The sequence below is a fragment of the Gammaproteobacteria bacterium (ex Lamellibrachia satsuma) genome (assembly GCA_019623805.1).
GTDB lineage: Bacteria > Pseudomonadota > Gammaproteobacteria > Chromatiales > Chromatiaceae > QGON01.
In genome coordinates, this window is record CP053680.1 from 188,457 (window position 1) to 204,935 (window position 16,479).

The window sequence follows — 16,479 nt, forward strand, 5'->3', positions numbered from 1 at the left end:
CGTGGTCAAGGATTTTGTTACACCCAGTTAAGCCGCTTTTTTCTGCGCCATCATTTGCTGCTCAAAATCATTCGGACTCATATAATCCAGGTATGAATGCAGCCGCGTACTATTATAAAACATGGAAATATATTCCAATATGTCCTGCTGGGCTTCGTAACGTGTCTGGTAGCTTCTCCAATGCACCCGTTCCTGCTTGAGGCTGCCAAAGAAGCTTTCCACTACAGCATTATCCCAGCAGTCACCCTTCCTGCTCATACTGCCATTGATATCATGGGCTTTGAGTAACCGCCGAAAAGCCTTGCTGGCATATTGAGAACCACGATCTGAGTGGTGAATCAATCCGCCCTTCGGTCGACGTCGCCAGATCGCCATTTGCAATGCATCACAGACCAGCTTTGCCTTCATCCGGGAACTCATGCTCCAGCCGACCACTTTACGTGAATACAGGTCTATCACTACCGCCAGGTATAACCAGCCTTCCTGGGTCCATACATAAGTCACGTCCGCCGCATAGACATGATCGGGCTGGGCCACAGCAAACTCTCGCTTGAGCAGGTTGTTAAAAACCGACTGCTGGTGGTTACTGTTTGTCGTAACCTTATATTTCCTGCGCTGACGCGCCTGTACATTGGCTTCACGCATTAACTTCCTTGCCTTATTCCGACTCACCGGATAGCCCAGGACATTCAAGGCTTTTTTCATTCTGCGACTGCCATAAGTGTAGTCTGAACTCTTGGCGATATCCTCAACCCACTCCAGCATCTCCTGATGTATTCGGTCTGGCCTGTTACCCAAGCCCCTTTGATACTGGTAGTAACCATTACGACTCACACCCAAAACCTGACATTGCAAGCTGATTGGATAGGCATTCTTATGCTGGGTGATGAACGAATATTTCACTTCGTTTCTGCTGCAAAGAATACCGTTGCTTTTTTTAAGATTTCTTTCTCCATCTCAAGGCGTTTAACCTGAGCCTTGAGCTTCCTGATTTCTTCCTGTTCAGAACTCAACTTGCCATTGCCTCGAAATGCCTGCCCATCTTCTGCCTGATGTTCTTTCACCCAGCGCCCCAGCATTTGGGCATTGATGCCCAGACTGTTTGCTGCTTCCCTTCGAGTATATTCCTGCTCAAGAACCAGACTGACCGCGTCTAGCTTGAATTCCTTCGAATATTTCTTTCGTTCTTTCATTTTTCTACCTCAGTTAAGTCAATGATGCTTAACTGGGGTGTACCTGTCCATTGGACCACGTCAAGGTATTCCAGGCAGGCACTGCGGGTCAGATAATGACGATCCTCCGGCATGGCCCCGGTAAAACCCAGGCTGCCATTACTGCGCGGAATGATCGAGACCATATTGATGCGCACAGGGTAGTGTTTGCACAACAGCATCGCGATGACATGGCCGGCCTCATGTACCGCAGTACGTGCCTGTTCCTGCGGGGAAACGATACAGGTAGTGCCCATGCTGCGTGGTGCGCGGGTAATGGCTGCGGCCAAGTGGCGATGGCTAATGGATGTGCCTTCCTTGCGCGCACGGCGGGCGGCGTCACGTACAAAAAATTCGATATCTGCACCGGTGGCCCCTAATGCCATCCCGGCCAGAGCCTTTTCATCAACATCGCTGTCAAGATTGTTTTCCTCAGCATGTGGCTTGAGGTATAAACGGATAATTTCGGTCAGGGCATGGCGATCAGGACGTGGTACGTACACAATCTGATCGAGACGCCCGGCACGAGTCAGTGCAGGGTCGACATTGCGAACATGGTTAGTCACACCGATGACAAAAACACCCTCACGGTCAACAGCTCCCTGCAGTTCCTGCAACAGTGCGTCCACCACCTGGGTGCAGTAATCACGATTGCGGCCCTCGAATAGCTCACGGTTTCCGATGGAATCGAGTTCGTCGATAAACAGGATACAGGGAGCGTTGCGACGCGCTTCCGCGAAGCTCGCCTGCATAGCGCGCAGATGTCCACTGAGGTCATCCGTGCCGGCGATCCAGCGTGCTGCGCTCGACTGGATAAACCGTACTCCGCAATCACGCGCCAGGGCGCGCGCAAGTAGCGTCTTGCCGGTACCGGGTTCGCCGGTAAGCAGCATACCGCGATCCATATCCGACCAAGCCATCTCGCCGGCTGCTGCGGCGCGAATATCGACAAGCAGATCCTTGAGGATGGCCTTCGCCTCACCCAGACCATGCAATTCATCAAGTCCGAGGCTCTCATCACTATCAACCTCGGACAGTCGTCCGATTACCCGCGCCTCGATTGCCGCCAGCGCATCCGCTACTGACCAGAACGGTCCGGCCTCTTCATGGGTAGCAGTCGTGTTGTAACGCCGTTGCAGCATTTCGCGTACCGGCTGGTAAAAGTCACCGGGTGTTACGTAGTGTTGCCATAATGGATTTTCCTCGGCATCGGCAGGCCATTCGCAATCGAACAGCGTGCAGAACAGTGTCCTGAATTGCCCCGGCTCGATGGCGCCAAGCGTCAGGACCACGTCCGTGACCCGTTGCAGTGCGGTTGGAATGATGGATGTTGCATCGCAGCCGATTAGCAGTCCCGCATCCGTTACTCCAAGCTGATATACCACAGCCTCAGGGCGCACGATAGCCCTGTAGTGATGCATGGATAACACCAGCAGGGAATTGTCGTCCAGATCAGGGATAACGCACTTTAGCTCGTTGCCTGGTGCGGCATCCACTTTCGAACGAAATCGCACACTGCTGGAACGCTTCTCCAGTAAGTCGCCGACGATCCTTTCGATAAAGGGTATCGAGGACTCCAGCACCATGACAGGATACAGGCGGCAAACAAAATCGGTGAATGCCTGCAGCAAGCTCTCATTATCAGCTTCCAGGTCGGCTTCGAATAGAGGCGCCGCCTGCCCGGCCCGCAACACATGCAGCAACTGCAGTCGCACGCATTCACTCAGGATGGATGCTTCGAGTTCGCGCTCGTTAAGATAACCGGGCCACTTGCCCATTTGGCTGGTTTTTCTGATCAACGCAGCCATATCAGCAGGCTTGATGCCACCAGCTCCCGTAACTGGGATCGTGCCGCTTATCTGCTGTATCTCGTTACGTTTTGGGTCGTGCGGTATGTCCGTGACGACAGATACATCGTCGGTCATCTCCAACTCGCCGCTCGGTTTCAGTTTAAAAGTGTTGCGAAACAGGTCACCGCCATACTGATTGAATGCACTAAAATGCCACTGTGGTTTTTCCGGATCACCATACCAGGCGACCGGATACAGCAGACTCTCCATATTGTCATCAACGGAGATCGACACTTCTTTGTCGTCCTGTTGCTCAATGACATTGAGCTCATCCATTCGGTTCACCACACGGAATGGCCCCTGTTCTGCATGTACAAAGGTGCAGAAAAACTGCATATAATCGACCGCGGTACTATTATCAGGCACGAACTGTTCGCGTTCGATAGCTTCGTAAATCGGCGCCGAACGGCCGTTGAGCGGAAACAGTCCCTGTGCAGACCAAAGCGCATACATGCCAAACCCTATTCCGGGTTGTTCTGCAAGAATACGCAACAGGACGGTGTCCTTGATAAAGGATAATTTCTGATATGTCAGTGCATCACCGTATGGTGATGCACTGATGCTGTCGAAGCCATCCAACTGTTTACGAAGCGTTGCATCCATGCTGCCCAATGGTTGCCATCCATCATTGAAGTCGAACGTTGGTTTACCCGGATAATCTGCATTGGTTGGCCGGCCCTCGACCAGGGGAAACATGCCTGCTACAAATTCATCCAGCTCGATATTCACCTGACCTGTCAGTGTCACGCTCACCTTTGACTTAGCGATACTACGCTGGGAGCGAATCATGACCGGAAAATTAAAGGTATCATCCTCCCTTCCCCTGGTCAGCTCCGCAGTGGTCAACGGTATAAAATGTCTGTTCAGCAGTTCAAGCTGTTTGTCGGTGAACCCATTTGGAATATCCGAGGTTTCCAGCAGCAGAAAGCGTCCGTAGCGCCCGGCCTCATGTGCACATCCGGCCACATGTGCACAGAAGAAACGCACGTAATCAAGTACAGTTTCTTCGTTGATGCGGAAGCTGCCAAGCAGACCGATCTTCAAAATCGTGGAATCAGACCAATCAAGCACCTGCATATCATCTGGCCCGACCAGTGCGTAACAGGGCAACACAGGCGTCAGTTCGGGAATGACAAATTCGTAGAGATGGTGACCGGGATAAAAAGGCAGCGGAATCCTGAGCACACGGTAGTCAAGGCTTTCGATCTGCGGTAACGCGTTCCGCTGGAGCTGCGGGATCCTGGACCACACGGCCTGCGCATCCTCATCTGTGACGGTCTCCCACTCTCCCGGCGACTCGAGCAAAAGTGGATTCCGTTTGTAAGTAGTCCAGTAAGCCATGCAAGTATTTGATTTTATTATTTACTCTTTCCGTAAACTGATAGTAGTGAAGTTTTGCATAGGAGGCAAAAATAACTTTCGCGACCAAGCAATCATGGTGCGCACAGCGCACCCTACGTTCTGATGAATAAATCGGCGCTTCCTTAGTTCTACTTTGTCAGATTCCATCACCCGGCAACCGACTGTTCCAGCGTCTGTTTTCGATATTGGGAGTCGATAGCCGCTTGTCGTTTACGATGCCGTTTCGTCATTTGCCGTAGTATTTCATCGCGTTCAATATCTCGCCGTGGCAGGAAGGCACGCAATAGCGATTCGATGTCTGAACAACTGAGTAAGGGGTGATCATCTTTTTGCACAATTCGCTCTTCGAGCATGAATAACATCGCCATCATGACCAAGGCCATATGGTGATGCCAGGATTTCCATTTACGGGCCTGATAATCAGCAAGACCTGATTCACTCTTACCATCCTGGAACGAACGCTCAACCCAGAACCGCTGCGCCTGCATCTTTGCAAGACAATGGGATGGCGTTTCTTCCGGTGCATTCGACAAGGTGTATTTAATCGTCTCCGGTGAATTGACCTCTCGTCGTACAATCAGGTGCCATTGATGTGCCTGGGCTTCTTTTCCATCCCAAAGCCAAACCCGATGATGCAGGATCTCGACGCGCAGTTTGCCCTTGCTGCTATCCCGTAATACCACTTGCTGCCACTCGCTGTCCCGTTGCTCATTGAGCCACTGGTCAACGCGCAGACGGGCTGCCTGGGCTTGCAGACGACTTCGACGACGACCGCGCGTTGTCGTGCTCTCCGGTATGAACGGCTGTGGATCTTCCAGGTAGACCTGTTGGTCTTTGTGGATGTCCACCACAAAGGTTTCACCCATCGCCTCCAAACCCCTCAGAAAAGCCGGATCCTTCCCGTATCCCCCATCTGCACCCACCCAGGCAAAACGCAGGCCAAGCGTCCTCTGATGACGCACCATCTCCAGCGCCAACTCTGACTTGCTTTGATGTTTCCGTTCAACTTCCGGGATACCCACCTTGCGACAGCGAGCCGGGTTCGATACCCACTCTTTGGGTAGATAGAGACGTTCATCTATCAGCGTGGACAAGTGCCCTTTACCCAGTGCTGCGAATACACCAACCTGGCAGTTATCCACCTTGCCCTGGCGGCCATTCCATTGGCGTTTAACCCCCACTGAATGTTTACCCTTCTTGGCAAGGCCACTCTCATCGAGCAACAGACAGGTATCCGCGGTTCCACCCAGCCATTGATCGGCTTCCAGCGCCACTTGGTCTAACACCGCACGATGATCCCACGGGGACTCGGTGAGCATATGCTGGAGACGCTGATCATCTGCGCCTGCAACCACCTCTTCCATGCGTTCCATGTTCTTTCTCTGCGCTTGCATCAGGCCTTTGAGATAGTGTGTGACCGGTTGAAACACCGACCTCGTCTTGCTTCGAAAATGGGATTCAAAGCGGTACTGGAAACGTTGGAATCGCTCCGCTATGCGATCGATTCTACTTATGCGCGTATCAGGTAATTCAAATGACCTTGGTGCTTGTCATTTGATGCTCTTCCTTACGATGATTGCCAAGAAATTCACAGCATATATTTTATATTATTCAGTGAGTTACTTATAGATCTAATCTGACAAAGTAGAATTAGGATGAAAGAAACTGCGATGCCATATGTAATGCATCCTGTTTGTGGCGAATTGTTATCTCGTGCTGATCATAATCATTTATTAACCCACTTTTAATTATGAGCATGAGATATGACACAGAATATGTTGAGACAATCAATACCGTAGTATAATAAAATCCTGTCAAAGCCATATAAGCCACACTCTGATCATGGCTGATGCTTTCATCTCCTACTCCCGTAAGGATGCAGCCAAGGCTGACCTCGTAGTCGAACACTTGCGACTCAACGGACTGACATCCTGGCGGGACACCGATGATCGTATTCCACCCGGCAATCGCTGGAGAGTGGAACTGAAGCGTGCTATTGAAGCAGCAGGCTGCCTAATCGTAATTGTTACTCCAGACGCCTTGGCTTCTTCAGAAGTGGCCCAAGAGGCTCAGCATGGGAATAACTGTGGCAAACCACTGGTTCCCTTAATCCTCTCCCTGCCTGAGAGTGACAAGGCCGATAGTGTTGATCAATCATTAGAAACCGTACTTGCCCCCATCGATTCTGCGCAATTACCGGTGTGGCTGGCCGAACGTCAACTCATTGATGCTCGCAGGAAGGACTCCCTGGCAAAGGCACTTGATCAGGTATTGGGAGCCGTGCGTCAGGATCACAAGTGGCGCCAATACTCAGAAGAGTTATTAAACCGCGCAAGCCACTGGAGTGCCAAAAAAGGAGCATTGCTTTCCGACATGGACCTGGACTCGGCTCTTGATTGGTCGAACAGTATGCCTGCGGGAAGCGCACCACCGAATGAACTGCAACTCGCTTACATCCGTGCCAGCGAAGAAGCCTTGGAGCGAGGCCGGGCTGAACGGGCCGACCGGCTGGCGGATCGGGTTCTGGCAGGCTTCTACAACCCGGACCTCTCAATCCCATTGGCAGCAGCAAACATCACGGCCAACTTTCCCAGTGAACATGCCGTATTGGCTCTGGATCGAACATTACGTGTATCGCGCAGCTTGGGGCCTGTCGGCCCCACCGGAGAGATCGCGTGTCTTCGCTTTCTGGAGCAGGAAGATCAGCTGTTTATTGGCTACCAGGATGGAGATGCCTGGGTTATACACTTGAATGATGGCGAAATCCTTGCTCGATGGTCGCCGGATGGCTCAGGACGTACTATCCGTGCAGTAAGTGACGCTGGGGTAGTAATCCTCGAGGACGGTGGCAAATGCCTGCGAGTAGACCCCTTCACAAAAACGGCGAAACACCTGGATTACTTTCTCCCGTATGATCTGGCGGCAGCGGACTTTGACCACAGCGAGCGTTGGCTGTTGACCGCTGATCACCGCGGCCACAGTTGGCTTTGGGACATGGATAAGCAAAAGCCGGTACAGGAACTCGTGCCCCCCGATGAAAACGGGAGGTGGTCCACAAAGATAAAAAACTTGCGCTCCCCACGTAGCCCGGAGATAGCGAAAGATAAGGGTCTGAGACCTCACGGGCCATCTGGTGCAGAACCCGTAACAGCAGCGCTCAGCAGCGACGGCCAATATGCGGCGGTGGGTCGTTACCTTGATCAGGAATTCAAATATCTGGTTACAGTCCATAATACCCGCACGGGCCGACAGGTTTGGCAACGCCGTTCCGAACAGCATGTAACCTCCCTTCACTTTCGTGGGGACCAACACCAATTATTGTTCATCTGCGAAAATCAGGGCTACCTAAAACCCCTCCCAAAAGGTAAAGCTATAAGTCTGCTGGGAGACCTGAGCGATATACCAGGTGCACTCGTGGCCTCCCCGGACGGCAGTTTGGGGGCAGCTGTTGGGCAAGATGGCTATGTACGCATCTTCGATTTTGATAAAACCTATGACACATTGGCGCTACTCGGCGGCCACGACTTTCTCACCGCAGTAGCACCGTGCTTCTCGGGGAATGAATTGCTGATCACAGGCCTACTCCATGACACGGCTCGTCTATGGGATTTGCGTGGAAATGGTGAGCAGAAAAGCCTGGATATGCACGATTGCGCAGAGGCAGGAGTCGTGGTGTACCGCGACACAGGAGTGCGGCCCCTTGCCCAAATGGACGTTTCCCCCGACGGCAGCCGTCTGTTTGCTACGGCGGATCCTCTACTGGCATGTGTTTGGGCGCTGGATGATCCGCCTAAACACATCGACCTCTATCCTCCCCCTGCCCCCGAAGAGCGACATCTCGCCTGGCTTGCAGATAGTACCCTTGTAGGCATCCCGTTCCATGAACGCCAATCTGTATTCCATTACACGCCTTGTGACGACGGCTATGAATATGAATCACTCCTCAGTCGCAGGGTTGAGCAGGAGAAGGATGATGGCTTTCTCACCCTTGAAGACTTCGGCATTCAAGATACAGAGCGACTCATGGATGAAGGTATCTATACAGGTTTGGCAACATCAGCCGACGGACACCGCATTGCCGTCGACGTTGGCGGGTGGTCAGTTGCGACACAGGTTTGGGCACTCGACCCACTCACTCAACTCCTGGAGATACCTGGAAATGGTCTTTTGGCCCTATCATCAGATGGTAGCCACCTGCTGCGGGCTGATGATGAGAGAGGCTACAGCTTGTGGCATGTGGATACAGGGCAACACATAAAGACCCCTCCCATCGCTGGAAGTAGCTGCCACCTGGGTACCTGGTCACCTCATGATGACCGTTATGCCGTGGCCCACAATGAATCCATCACAGTGATCGACGCAAATGGCACCACGCCTCCCATCGAACTGCTGGGCCATCGTGCAAGAGTGTTCTCAATAGCATTCTGCCCTAAAGGCGAGCGTCTGGTCAGTGGCGCACAGGATGGAGCACTTCGAGTCTGGGATTCACGCAATGGCGCTGAACTGCGACGGCTGGACCTGCCAAGGATTGCGGTCACCGCCGTGTGTTTCACCGGTGATGGTGAATCTGTAGTGAGTGGTACAACAGATGGGCTGATTCGTATCTGGCAACTATGGAAAGTAGATGATCTGTTGGCAATGGCAACCCAGCGGGGGCCTGAACTGAGTGAATCAGAGTTGCGCCGTTATGGTATTACCAAGCTTTAATCCGGGCGGATCCTCCATGGTGCCGGCTGACCTTCCCCAAAACTTATACCAGACCCTGTCACACCGCCAAACGTTCGTAATCAGGAACCTGGTTCACAGATAAATATTACTAAATTATGATAGCTTCCAGAGGTATCTAAAAGGAGGATCCAAGCATGTCAGGTTTACTCAGAATAGCCGCTCTCTGACTGGCTTGACGTGGTCCAATGGACAGGTACACCCCAGTTAAGCATCATTGACTTAACTGAGGTAGAAAAATGAAAGAACGAAAGAAATATTCGAAGGAATTCAAGCTAGACGCGGTCAGTCTGGTTCTTGAGCAGGAATATACTCGAAGGGAAGCAGCAAACAGTCTGGGCATCAATGCCCAAATGCTGGGGCGCTGGGTGAAAGAACATCAGGCAGAAGATGGGCAGGCATTTCGAGGCAATGGCAAGTTGAGTTCTGAACAGGAAGAAATCAGGAAGCTCAAGGCTCAGGTTAAACGCCTTGAGATGGAGAAAGAAATCTTAAAAAAAGCAACGGTATTCTTTGCAGCAGAAACGAAGTGAAATATTCGTTCATCACCCAGCATAAGAATGCCTATCCAATCAGCTTGCAATGTCAGGTTTTGGGTGTGAGTCGTAATGGTTACTACCAGTATCAAAGGGGCTTGGGTAACAGGCCAGACCGAATACATCAGGAGATGCTGGAGTGGGTTGAGGATATCGCCAAGAGTTCAGACTACACTTATGGCAGTCGCAGAATGAAAAAAGCCTTGAATGTCCTGGGCTATCCGGTGAGTCGGAATAAGGCAAGGAAGTTAATGCGTGAAGCCAATGTACAGGCGCGTCAGCGCAGGAAATATAAGGTTACGACAAACAGTAACCACCAGCAGTCGGTTTTTAACAACCTGCTCAAGCGAGAGTTTGCTGTGGCCCAGCCCGATCATGTCTATGCGGCGGACGTGACTTATGTATGGACCCAGGAAGGCTGGTTATACCTGGCGGTAGTGATAGACCTGTATTCACGTAAAGTGGTCGGCTGGAGCATGAGTTCCCGGATGAAGGCAAAGCTGGTCTGTGATGCATTGCAAATGGCGATCTGGCGACGTCGACCGAAGGGCGGATTGATTCACCACTCAGATCGTGGTTCTCAATATGCCAGCAAGGCTTTTCGGCGGTTACTCAAAGCCCATGATATCAATGGCAGTATGAGCAGGAAGGGTGACTGCTGGGATAATGCTGTAGTGGAAAGCTTCTTTGGCAGCCTCAAGCAGGAACGGGTGCATTGGAGAAGCTACCAGACACGTTACGAAGCCCAGCAGGACATATTGGAATATATTTCCATGTTTTATAATAGTACGCGGCTGCATTCATACCTGGATTATATGAGTCCGAATGATTTTGAGCAGCAAATGATGGCGCAGAAAAAAGCGGCTTAACTGGGTGTAACAAAATCCTTGACCACGTCATGTTGCTGTGCCAGATCAAGCCGGGCCTGATGTTGTTTCTGCTTGAGCGAGACCTGTTCCCCTTCCCGCTTTTCACGTCTGCGCGCTTGCATCTGCTTGAGCATGGCCAATTTATCGGCCTGCTGTTCAGCCTTGAACTGGGTTTCCATCGCCTTTCGGTGCTGGGCAACCAGTTCCCGCGCCTCATCCACAGTGGGTAGAGACTCCGGCGGGTAGCCTTTTTCCAGGAATTTCCGAATATCTTTGGTACGCACCGTTTTGTCGGCGATCATTTTCGGCAAGGCATGCATGCCGCCATAGAGATCGACCAGCACATAGGGGCGTTTCCCTGTTGCCAGGAGATAGCCTCGATCTGCCAGTCCATGTACAAACGCCTTGGCAGAGTCACTGGCCCGCCAGACATCGGTGACCTGTTCCTGGTGCTGCGCCTTAGAAAGCCCTGTCGTCTTCTGCTGGTGCATTTCATAAAGAGAGAGCTGTTGGCCTCTCTCTTCCTCTTTACCCTTGAAATACCCCTTGGGCAGTTCCAGATCATGTTCCTTGGCAAACAGACGGGTGACCATCATCAGTTTGTCCCGATCGAAGGACATCGGGATGGCTTTTTCGTTTTCCAGATCAATGCGTGACCAGACCACGTGGCAATGTTCACGATCATGTTTGATATGAAACACCACGGCACGGGGCTGGCCGGACAGCCCCAGCTTTTCTTCCGCTTGGTCGATGTAATCGAGGTACTGATCTCGGCTTAGTTGGCCTTGCTGCGGGTCAGGATTGATAGAAAGAGAGTAGAGATAATTCTCACATTTGGTCAGGGCATGAGCCTGGGCCTCCCATTCAGCAAACGCACCGTGCAGATCATCGGCTACCGCTCCCCGCACATCGGCCACTTCCATGTACTCGTTATCATGTTCATTTAGCAGGTGCATCGCTAGATCCTGACCAAGGGCTCTCTGAGAGGAAAATGGGATCATGGCTTGCGCCCCATCGCTTTGAGCAGTGCAGCCCGGATTTCAGTAAGCTCATCCACCGCCCGATCTATCAACAAGGTAGAACCATTGCTGCCTCCACTGAGCGCAATTTCATGAAGCTCGGACCGGATCTTAGCCGCCTCACCAAGCAACCGTGCAAGGAGCTTTTGCTCCAAAGCCGGACGGCGAGACTGGCGAGGGGGGCGTGCATCAAACACGGCCTTTGTGATAAAGGCAGAAGTAGACAGACCAGACTTTTCCACGCGCAGCTTGAACTCCTCCCGCAACGCCGCTGGGGGGCGATAGGAAATCGGGGCTGAACGTTTGTCTTTCTGTTTCTCCGGCATGATCAATAAAGCGTAATCCCTTTCGCAACGGGCCCGCCTCTCGCTTTCCTCGTCCGAGCAGACATTGGGGGGGCCGGGGTTCTCCCCGGTCGATGGGATATCCAAGGGAGCGCCGAAGGCTCCCTGGATCGAGGGTTGCAAGGGGAGCGAAGTCCCTTTGCTTGTCTCCAGGGGCAAATCCCTGGTCTGGGTTGTCAGGGGTACGAAGACCTCTGACTCGATGGGTCCAGGGAGAGCGAAGTCTCCCTTGGTCGTGATGAAACGGCGAAACGTTCTGGCGAAGTCCGAAGCGCTAAAGAACGCGAAGGACAAGCCAAACTCACTTAGCAAAGACGATCATAAAATCGTGTGCGCTTAGTGAGTTCCTGGGGGGTACGCGGGGGATGGATATCCCCCCGCAAGGTAAGCGCGGTGGAGACCATGAAATGGTACTACGTCACATACCTTGTACAAATCTGTAATCGCAGTTTCGCCACTACTTTCAATTGTATTATGGAAATCGTTAACCAAGCCTTAACGCATTTGTTGTGCTGCGCAGCATGTTTGTAATGAACATGCCATTTATTGATCTCGAACTAAGCAAGAGGAAGACGCGAGGAGCCGTAGTCATTAGCTGTGTCTTAATGAATACACCAATGGGGATGTCATACGCATTTGGAATGTACATCCCAAAACCCAACCGGGCCAAAATTGGAGTGTACATTTCAATGGCAGACCAGCATTCTGAAGTCCCCCTCAAACCGACCAAAGAGACCTACGGGCGGCTCCAGCTCGCCTATGATGTCTTCAACAAACATCTGTTTGGCGACACCCTGCCTGATTGCCTGATCACGCTGCAACGTCGCAAACGTAGCTATGGCTACTTTTGCGGCGATCGGTTTGGTCGGGACGATGGCCGAACCACCGATGAAATCGCCCTCAACCCGGCCCATTTTCGGGATCGACTTCTCAAGGAAATCTTGGCCACCCTTGCCCATGAGATGGTGCATTTGTGGCAACACCATTTCGGTAAACCTGGCCGGGGCCGCTACCACAATCGTGAGTGGGCTGACCAAATGAAAATCATTGGTCTTCAGCCCACCGATACCGGTGAAGAAGGCGGCAAAGAGACCGGGGATAGCGTGCACCACATCGTTGTCCCGAAAGGCCGCTTTGATCGGGTGTCGGAAAAACTGATTGCAGGCGGCTTTTCCATCACCTGGATCGAGCGGCCCCGGCTGACGCCCGCCGCCTCTTCAGATAAGGCAGGCAAGGATGAAACGCCCGCCAAAGAGAGCAAAAGTGGCAAGCGTATCAAATATGTCTGTACCCATGAGGCCTGTGAACTCAAGGCCTGGGCAAAGCATGATGCGCACCTGATGTGCGGCGATCATGTAGTAGCCATGGTGCCCGCACAGTAGCTCCCCCACTCTTCCAACATTCTCAGACCTTTTCCCACTACCCAGGGTGGGAATCAGGGGCGGTGCGCCTGGCGTACCGGGGCTGACTACGATGGTGCGCTCCCCTATATCCATCCCATCGGCAAAAAAAGCGACGCAAACCGTTAGGTTCACGCCGCTTCTGCATTGAGTTTATTCATCTGTTATTTCAGCTTGTGGCAGCTCGTAGAGCGTGAAGGCGCTGACGATCTGCGTACCGTGGAGCTTCACGTAAACCGCCCCCTCTTCATTGACCCAGGCCACACCGATCCTTTCATAGGTCGCGCCTTTGCCGTGTCCGTGGCGAACTTTGGCCACATGGGTGGGTTGATTGCCTTTGGCTTGAGTGTTGTCCGTTGATTGTTGGTTGAATTGAGTGGTCATGATCTTTCTCCTTTGAGTTTTAACCGGCTGGTCTATTCCAGCCTTACCCGCCGTTCAGCCAAACGGACCGGGAACGTGTCATTGTCAACACGGGAGGCCCACCAGGGCCGAATGGAGCGGGCAGACCCTTGACACGCCGCCGAAGGCATTCCCTTGGGCCGTTTGCTACGGCAATCCGGGTATGAGCTGGAATTTGACAGGGCCGGGATCTGCATAAGGAGAGATGACAGCCAGTTGATCTCTAACCATAGGGAAACCGCACGCCAGCCAATCTGGTCTCTTATCCCTACCTGCCAACCACATCGGCAGGGATGACGCCACGAATTGATGATGTTGCCGAGATACAGAGATAAGGGGGGCTGATTACGATGACGAGGAAGGCGAGAGGCTATGGCCTCACCTGTTGAGCGACAATCAGGAGAAATATCTGATTTCAATGCAGGAGCCAGCACCCATGACGACCGACTGGAAGCCAAAAGCACCGCCAGCCCGAAAGGCCTTCAACAAGGCAGAAGCTGATAAAGCCCCTGAAACAAGACAGCGCGATGGGTCGGTAAGCAAGGCCGAACTCAACAGGCTTGAAAACCAGCGTGAAAAACCGAACACAAGCCGTACGCTCGCACCTGGCGGTGCAACGCAGTATGCATCCAGCCACATCAACCGGCATCGGGAAGACCGGATTGAACACGCCCAGCGCCGTCTACGCCGTATGAAAAGTCGGGCACGAAAGGATTTTGACCGCTCACGCTAAAAAATTAGTGTTTTGCTAACGAATTTCATCCTATGTTGAATGCATGACATTTTTCATTACAGAGAAAGAGACTGAAGACTGGCTGGAGCAGGAAGTCAGGGAGATGCTGATGCCGGATGGCACGCGCCGCCCGGCCCGTGAGTTCAAGCTCACATGGTCAGCCAAAGATTTTCTTGACGAATTCACCGACATCACTGAAGCGGAGGTCTCTGAAATCGCCCAAATTTACGTGAAGGAAACCGGCAAGCCGTATGAAGAGGCCTACTTTGACACGATTGGTCACCTGGAACGTGAAATCCGTAAGCGGATGGGTATAGACCGATAATCAGGCCATTCATGGCCAGAGCTTGAGAGGAAACTACGAGGAGACCACTTCCCTCCCCACTTCATACTAACGCCCATGATTTTTCTCTTGAGGAAGACTTATGGCCGCTTTCAATGAAGACTTCATGCACGATGTCCCGCGTGGTGTCTCCACACGCTATCTTAAACAGCAGAGTATTCCTCAAGCTAAGTGGCAAACACCAGAGACCATCCTCAAGAGCAAGGCCTTGGCCTACGATCCCGACAGACCGGGAAAGAAGATACTGGTCGGGGCCATCGGCAAAGCACTGATCGGCATTGCCGATGATCGTCACATCGGGACGATTGCCGGGTCCCGTGCTGGCAAATCGCTAATGCTGATCGCCAATCTCTTTTTCTATCAGGGCAGCGTACTGGCCACTGACCCCAAGGCGGAGCTGGCCAATCTCACGGCGCTGAAGCGCGCGAGGCTCGGCCAGAAGATCTATATCCTTGATCCCTTTGGCTACACAGATGAGAAAGTCGCAGGCTTTCTCGCCTCCTATAACCCGATGGCTGTCCTGAGTCTCGACAGCCCCACAATCATCGAAGACGCCTCACTAATTGCTGAAGCGATGGTCGTACAAGCCATCGGTCAAAAGGACCTGCACTGGGATGAGAGCGCCAAGAATTTCATTGAGGGCATCATCCTGTATGTCGCTTCTGATCCTCAATTTGAAGGGGGGCGCAATCTGGTGACCGTCAGAGAACTGATCAAGCAGGCGATGTTATTGGCTCCCAGCCCGGAAGCGGATGAAGAGCCCTACTACATCCTCGAAGAGGGCATGCTGGATAGTGCCCGGCATCTGCAGAAATTCGAGGGCACGGCTGATCTGGGTGGGACCATTGAAGGATCAGCGCGGGATTTTTACGATAAGAGCGACCGGGAACGGGATAGTGTGCTCTCCACGGTTCGGCGACATACCAAGTTTCTGGACTACACTGCCATGCGAAAAATCCTGAAGGATCATGATTTCGATCTGGCGGATCTGAAGCGTGACCCGAAAGGTGTGACGGTTTATCTCTGCTTTCCGGCCACCCGGAGCGAAATCAGTAACCGTTGGCTACGAATGTTTATCAATCAGCTATTAGATGCCATGGAGCGTGAGAAAACAGTTCCCGCAGCACCGGTATTGGCCTGCTTGGATGAGTTTCCGGTATTGGGCTATATGCGCCAACTGGAAAGCGCCATCGGTCAGATCGCATCCTTCCACGTAAAGCTCTGGTTCATCCTTCAGGATTGGAATCAGGGAAAAGCCCTCTACAAAGAGCGTTGGGAGAGCTTTGTGGGCAATGCCGGTATCATGCAGTTTTTCGGCAATAATGATCTGACCACCACGGAGTATATTTCCAAGAAACTCGGCAAGACGCCGGTGGAAGTCTCCCGGTTGGGTGAAGTTGGAACACAACAGCAGGAGATGGGGATGACGGGGCGTTCAAACACCATTGAGTTGCATGACCTACTAACCCCGGAGGAAATCAGCCACCTGTTTGCTCGCAGTGACCGCCTCAAGCGCCAGCTGGTCTTCTGGGCGGGATATCACCCGATGATCCTGCAGCGGGTGGAGTATTTTGATCAGGAGGACGCGCTATCCCCCTATTTCTGATACTTGTTTAAGTTGATTCACGCATTATCACAACGGAAATTATTTAAGATTCGTGATCAACAAGCTTGAATTTACGGGC

The 16,479-nt window shown here is 52.4% G+C and carries 12 protein-coding genes; 6 read left to right on the plus strand and 6 right to left on the minus strand.

Going from position 1 to position 16,479, the window contains the following annotated elements:
* Positions 1-27: 27 nt before the first annotated feature.
* The 3 genes from HPY30_00835 to HPY30_00845 all read right to left on the minus strand — a co-directional run bounded on the left by HPY30_00835 (position 28) and on the right by HPY30_00845 (position 5,817).
* Positions 28-1,193, minus strand: a protein-coding gene (locus tag HPY30_00835; GenBank protein ID QYZ64662.1) for an IS3 family transposase whose coding sequence is annotated in 2 segments (ribosomal slippage) — positions 28-932 and positions 932-1,193 — 1,167 coding nt in all. Because the reading frame shifts where the segments join, the coding sequence is not laid out codon by codon here.
* Positions 1,190-4,402 carry an AAA family ATPase gene (locus HPY30_00840; protein ID QYZ64663.1) on the minus strand — a complete coding sequence of 1,071 codons (3,213 nt, stop codon included), beginning with the start codon at positions 4,400-4,402 and terminating at the stop codon, positions 1,190-1,192. Before HPY30_00840 ends, HPY30_00835 begins: the two co-directional genes overlap by 4 nt.
* A gap of 167 nt (positions 4,403-4,569) precedes the next feature.
* Positions 4,570-5,817 carry an IS701 family transposase gene (locus tag HPY30_00845; protein QYZ64664.1) on the minus strand — a complete coding sequence of 416 codons (1,248 nt, stop codon included), beginning with the start codon at positions 5,815-5,817 and terminating at the stop codon, positions 4,570-4,572.
* A 448-nt stretch (positions 5,818-6,265) separates the two neighbouring features.
* Here HPY30_00845 and HPY30_00850 point away from each other — a divergent pair, with 448 nt between their 5' ends.
* Both HPY30_00850 and HPY30_00855 read left to right on the plus strand, forming a co-directional pair.
* Positions 6,266-9,130 carry a toll/interleukin-1 receptor domain-containing protein gene (locus HPY30_00850; GenBank protein ID QYZ64665.1) on the plus strand — a complete coding sequence of 955 codons (2,865 nt, stop codon included), beginning with the start codon at positions 6,266-6,268 and terminating at the stop codon, positions 9,128-9,130.
* 257 nt (positions 9,131-9,387) lie between these two features.
* Positions 9,388-10,553 (plus strand): IS3 family transposase gene (locus HPY30_00855; GenBank protein ID QYZ64666.1). Its coding sequence is split into 2 segments (ribosomal slippage): positions 9,388-9,649 and positions 9,649-10,553, totalling 1,167 coding nucleotides; the frame shifts between segments, so codons are not numbered across the junction.
* Here the strand turns inward: HPY30_00855 and HPY30_00860 are convergent.
* Both HPY30_00860 and HPY30_00865 read right to left on the minus strand, forming a co-directional pair.
* Entirely contained in the window at positions 10,550-11,554 is a 1,005-nt protein-coding gene (locus tag HPY30_00860; protein QYZ64667.1) for a relaxase/mobilization nuclease domain-containing protein, read from the minus strand. The genes HPY30_00855 and HPY30_00860 overlap by 4 nt on opposite strands.
* Positions 11,551-11,898, minus strand: a complete 348-nt coding sequence (locus tag HPY30_00865; GenBank protein QYZ67853.1) for a hypothetical protein — start codon at positions 11,896-11,898, stop codon at positions 11,551-11,553. Before HPY30_00865 ends, HPY30_00860 begins: the two co-directional genes overlap by 4 nt.
* Positions 11,899-12,605: 707 nt before the next feature.
* Between HPY30_00865 and HPY30_00870 the strand changes: the two genes are divergently transcribed.
* Positions 12,606-13,298 (plus strand): sprT domain-containing protein, encoded by a 693-nt coding sequence (locus tag HPY30_00870; protein ID QYZ64668.1) that lies wholly within the window; start codon positions 12,606-12,608, stop codon positions 13,296-13,298.
* Positions 13,299-13,469: 171 nt separating this feature from the next.
* On the opposite strand, the gene HPY30_00875 is transcribed toward HPY30_00870, so the two are convergent.
* A complete protein-coding gene (locus tag HPY30_00875; GenBank protein ID QYZ64669.1) occupies positions 13,470-13,700 on the minus strand; it encodes a hypothetical protein in 231 nt (76 codons plus the stop codon).
* 454 nt (positions 13,701-14,154) lie between these two features.
* On the opposite strand from HPY30_00875, the gene HPY30_00880 reads away from it, so the two are divergent.
* The 3 genes from HPY30_00880 to HPY30_00890 all read left to right on the plus strand — a co-directional run bounded on the left by HPY30_00880 (position 14,155) and on the right by HPY30_00890 (position 16,400).
* Positions 14,155-14,451: a hypothetical protein gene (locus HPY30_00880; GenBank protein ID QYZ64670.1), complete on the plus strand. Its 297-nt coding sequence runs from the start codon at positions 14,155-14,157 to the stop codon at positions 14,449-14,451.
* Between the two features lie 43 nt (positions 14,452-14,494).
* Positions 14,495-14,776: a hypothetical protein gene (locus HPY30_00885; protein QYZ64671.1), complete on the plus strand. Its 282-nt coding sequence runs from the start codon at positions 14,495-14,497 to the stop codon at positions 14,774-14,776.
* A 100-nt stretch (positions 14,777-14,876) separates the two neighbouring features.
* Positions 14,877-16,400 carry a type IV secretory system conjugative DNA transfer family protein gene (locus tag HPY30_00890; protein QYZ64672.1) on the plus strand — a complete coding sequence of 508 codons (1,524 nt, stop codon included), beginning with the start codon at positions 14,877-14,879 and terminating at the stop codon, positions 16,398-16,400.
* The last annotated feature ends 79 nt before the right edge of the window (positions 16,401-16,479 follow it).

What these genes read in the sequence shown, in the direction of transcription:
- HPY30_00870 (QYZ64668.1), top strand. Translation starts at nt 12,606, where the DNA reads ATGGCAGACCAGCATTCTGAAGTCCCCCTCAAACCGACCAAAGAGACC.
- HPY30_00850 (QYZ64665.1), top strand. Translation starts at nt 6,266, where the DNA reads ATGGCTGATGCTTTCATCTCCTACTCCCGTAAGGATGCAGCCAAGGCT.
- HPY30_00845 (QYZ64664.1), bottom strand. Translation starts at nt 5,817, where the DNA reads ATGCAAGCGCAGAGAAAGAACATGGAACGCATGGAAGAGGTGGTTGCA.
- HPY30_00865 (QYZ67853.1), bottom strand. Translation starts at nt 11,898, where the DNA reads ATGCCGGAGAAACAGAAAGACAAACGTTCAGCCCCGATTTCCTATCGC.
- HPY30_00880 (QYZ64670.1), top strand. Translation starts at nt 14,155, where the DNA reads ATGACGACCGACTGGAAGCCAAAAGCACCGCCAGCCCGAAAGGCCTTC.
- HPY30_00885 (QYZ64671.1), top strand. Translation starts at nt 14,495, where the DNA reads ATGACATTTTTCATTACAGAGAAAGAGACTGAAGACTGGCTGGAGCAG.
- HPY30_00860 (QYZ64667.1), bottom strand. Translation starts at nt 11,554, where the DNA reads ATGATCCCATTTTCCTCTCAGAGAGCCCTTGGTCAGGATCTAGCGATG.
- HPY30_00875 (QYZ64669.1), bottom strand. Translation starts at nt 13,700, where the DNA reads ATGACCACTCAATTCAACCAACAATCAACGGACAACACTCAAGCCAAA.
- HPY30_00890 (QYZ64672.1), top strand. Translation starts at nt 14,877, where the DNA reads ATGGCCGCTTTCAATGAAGACTTCATGCACGATGTCCCGCGTGGTGTC.
- HPY30_00840 (QYZ64663.1), bottom strand. Translation starts at nt 4,402, where the DNA reads ATGGCTTACTGGACTACTTACAAACGGAATCCACTTTTGCTCGAGTCG.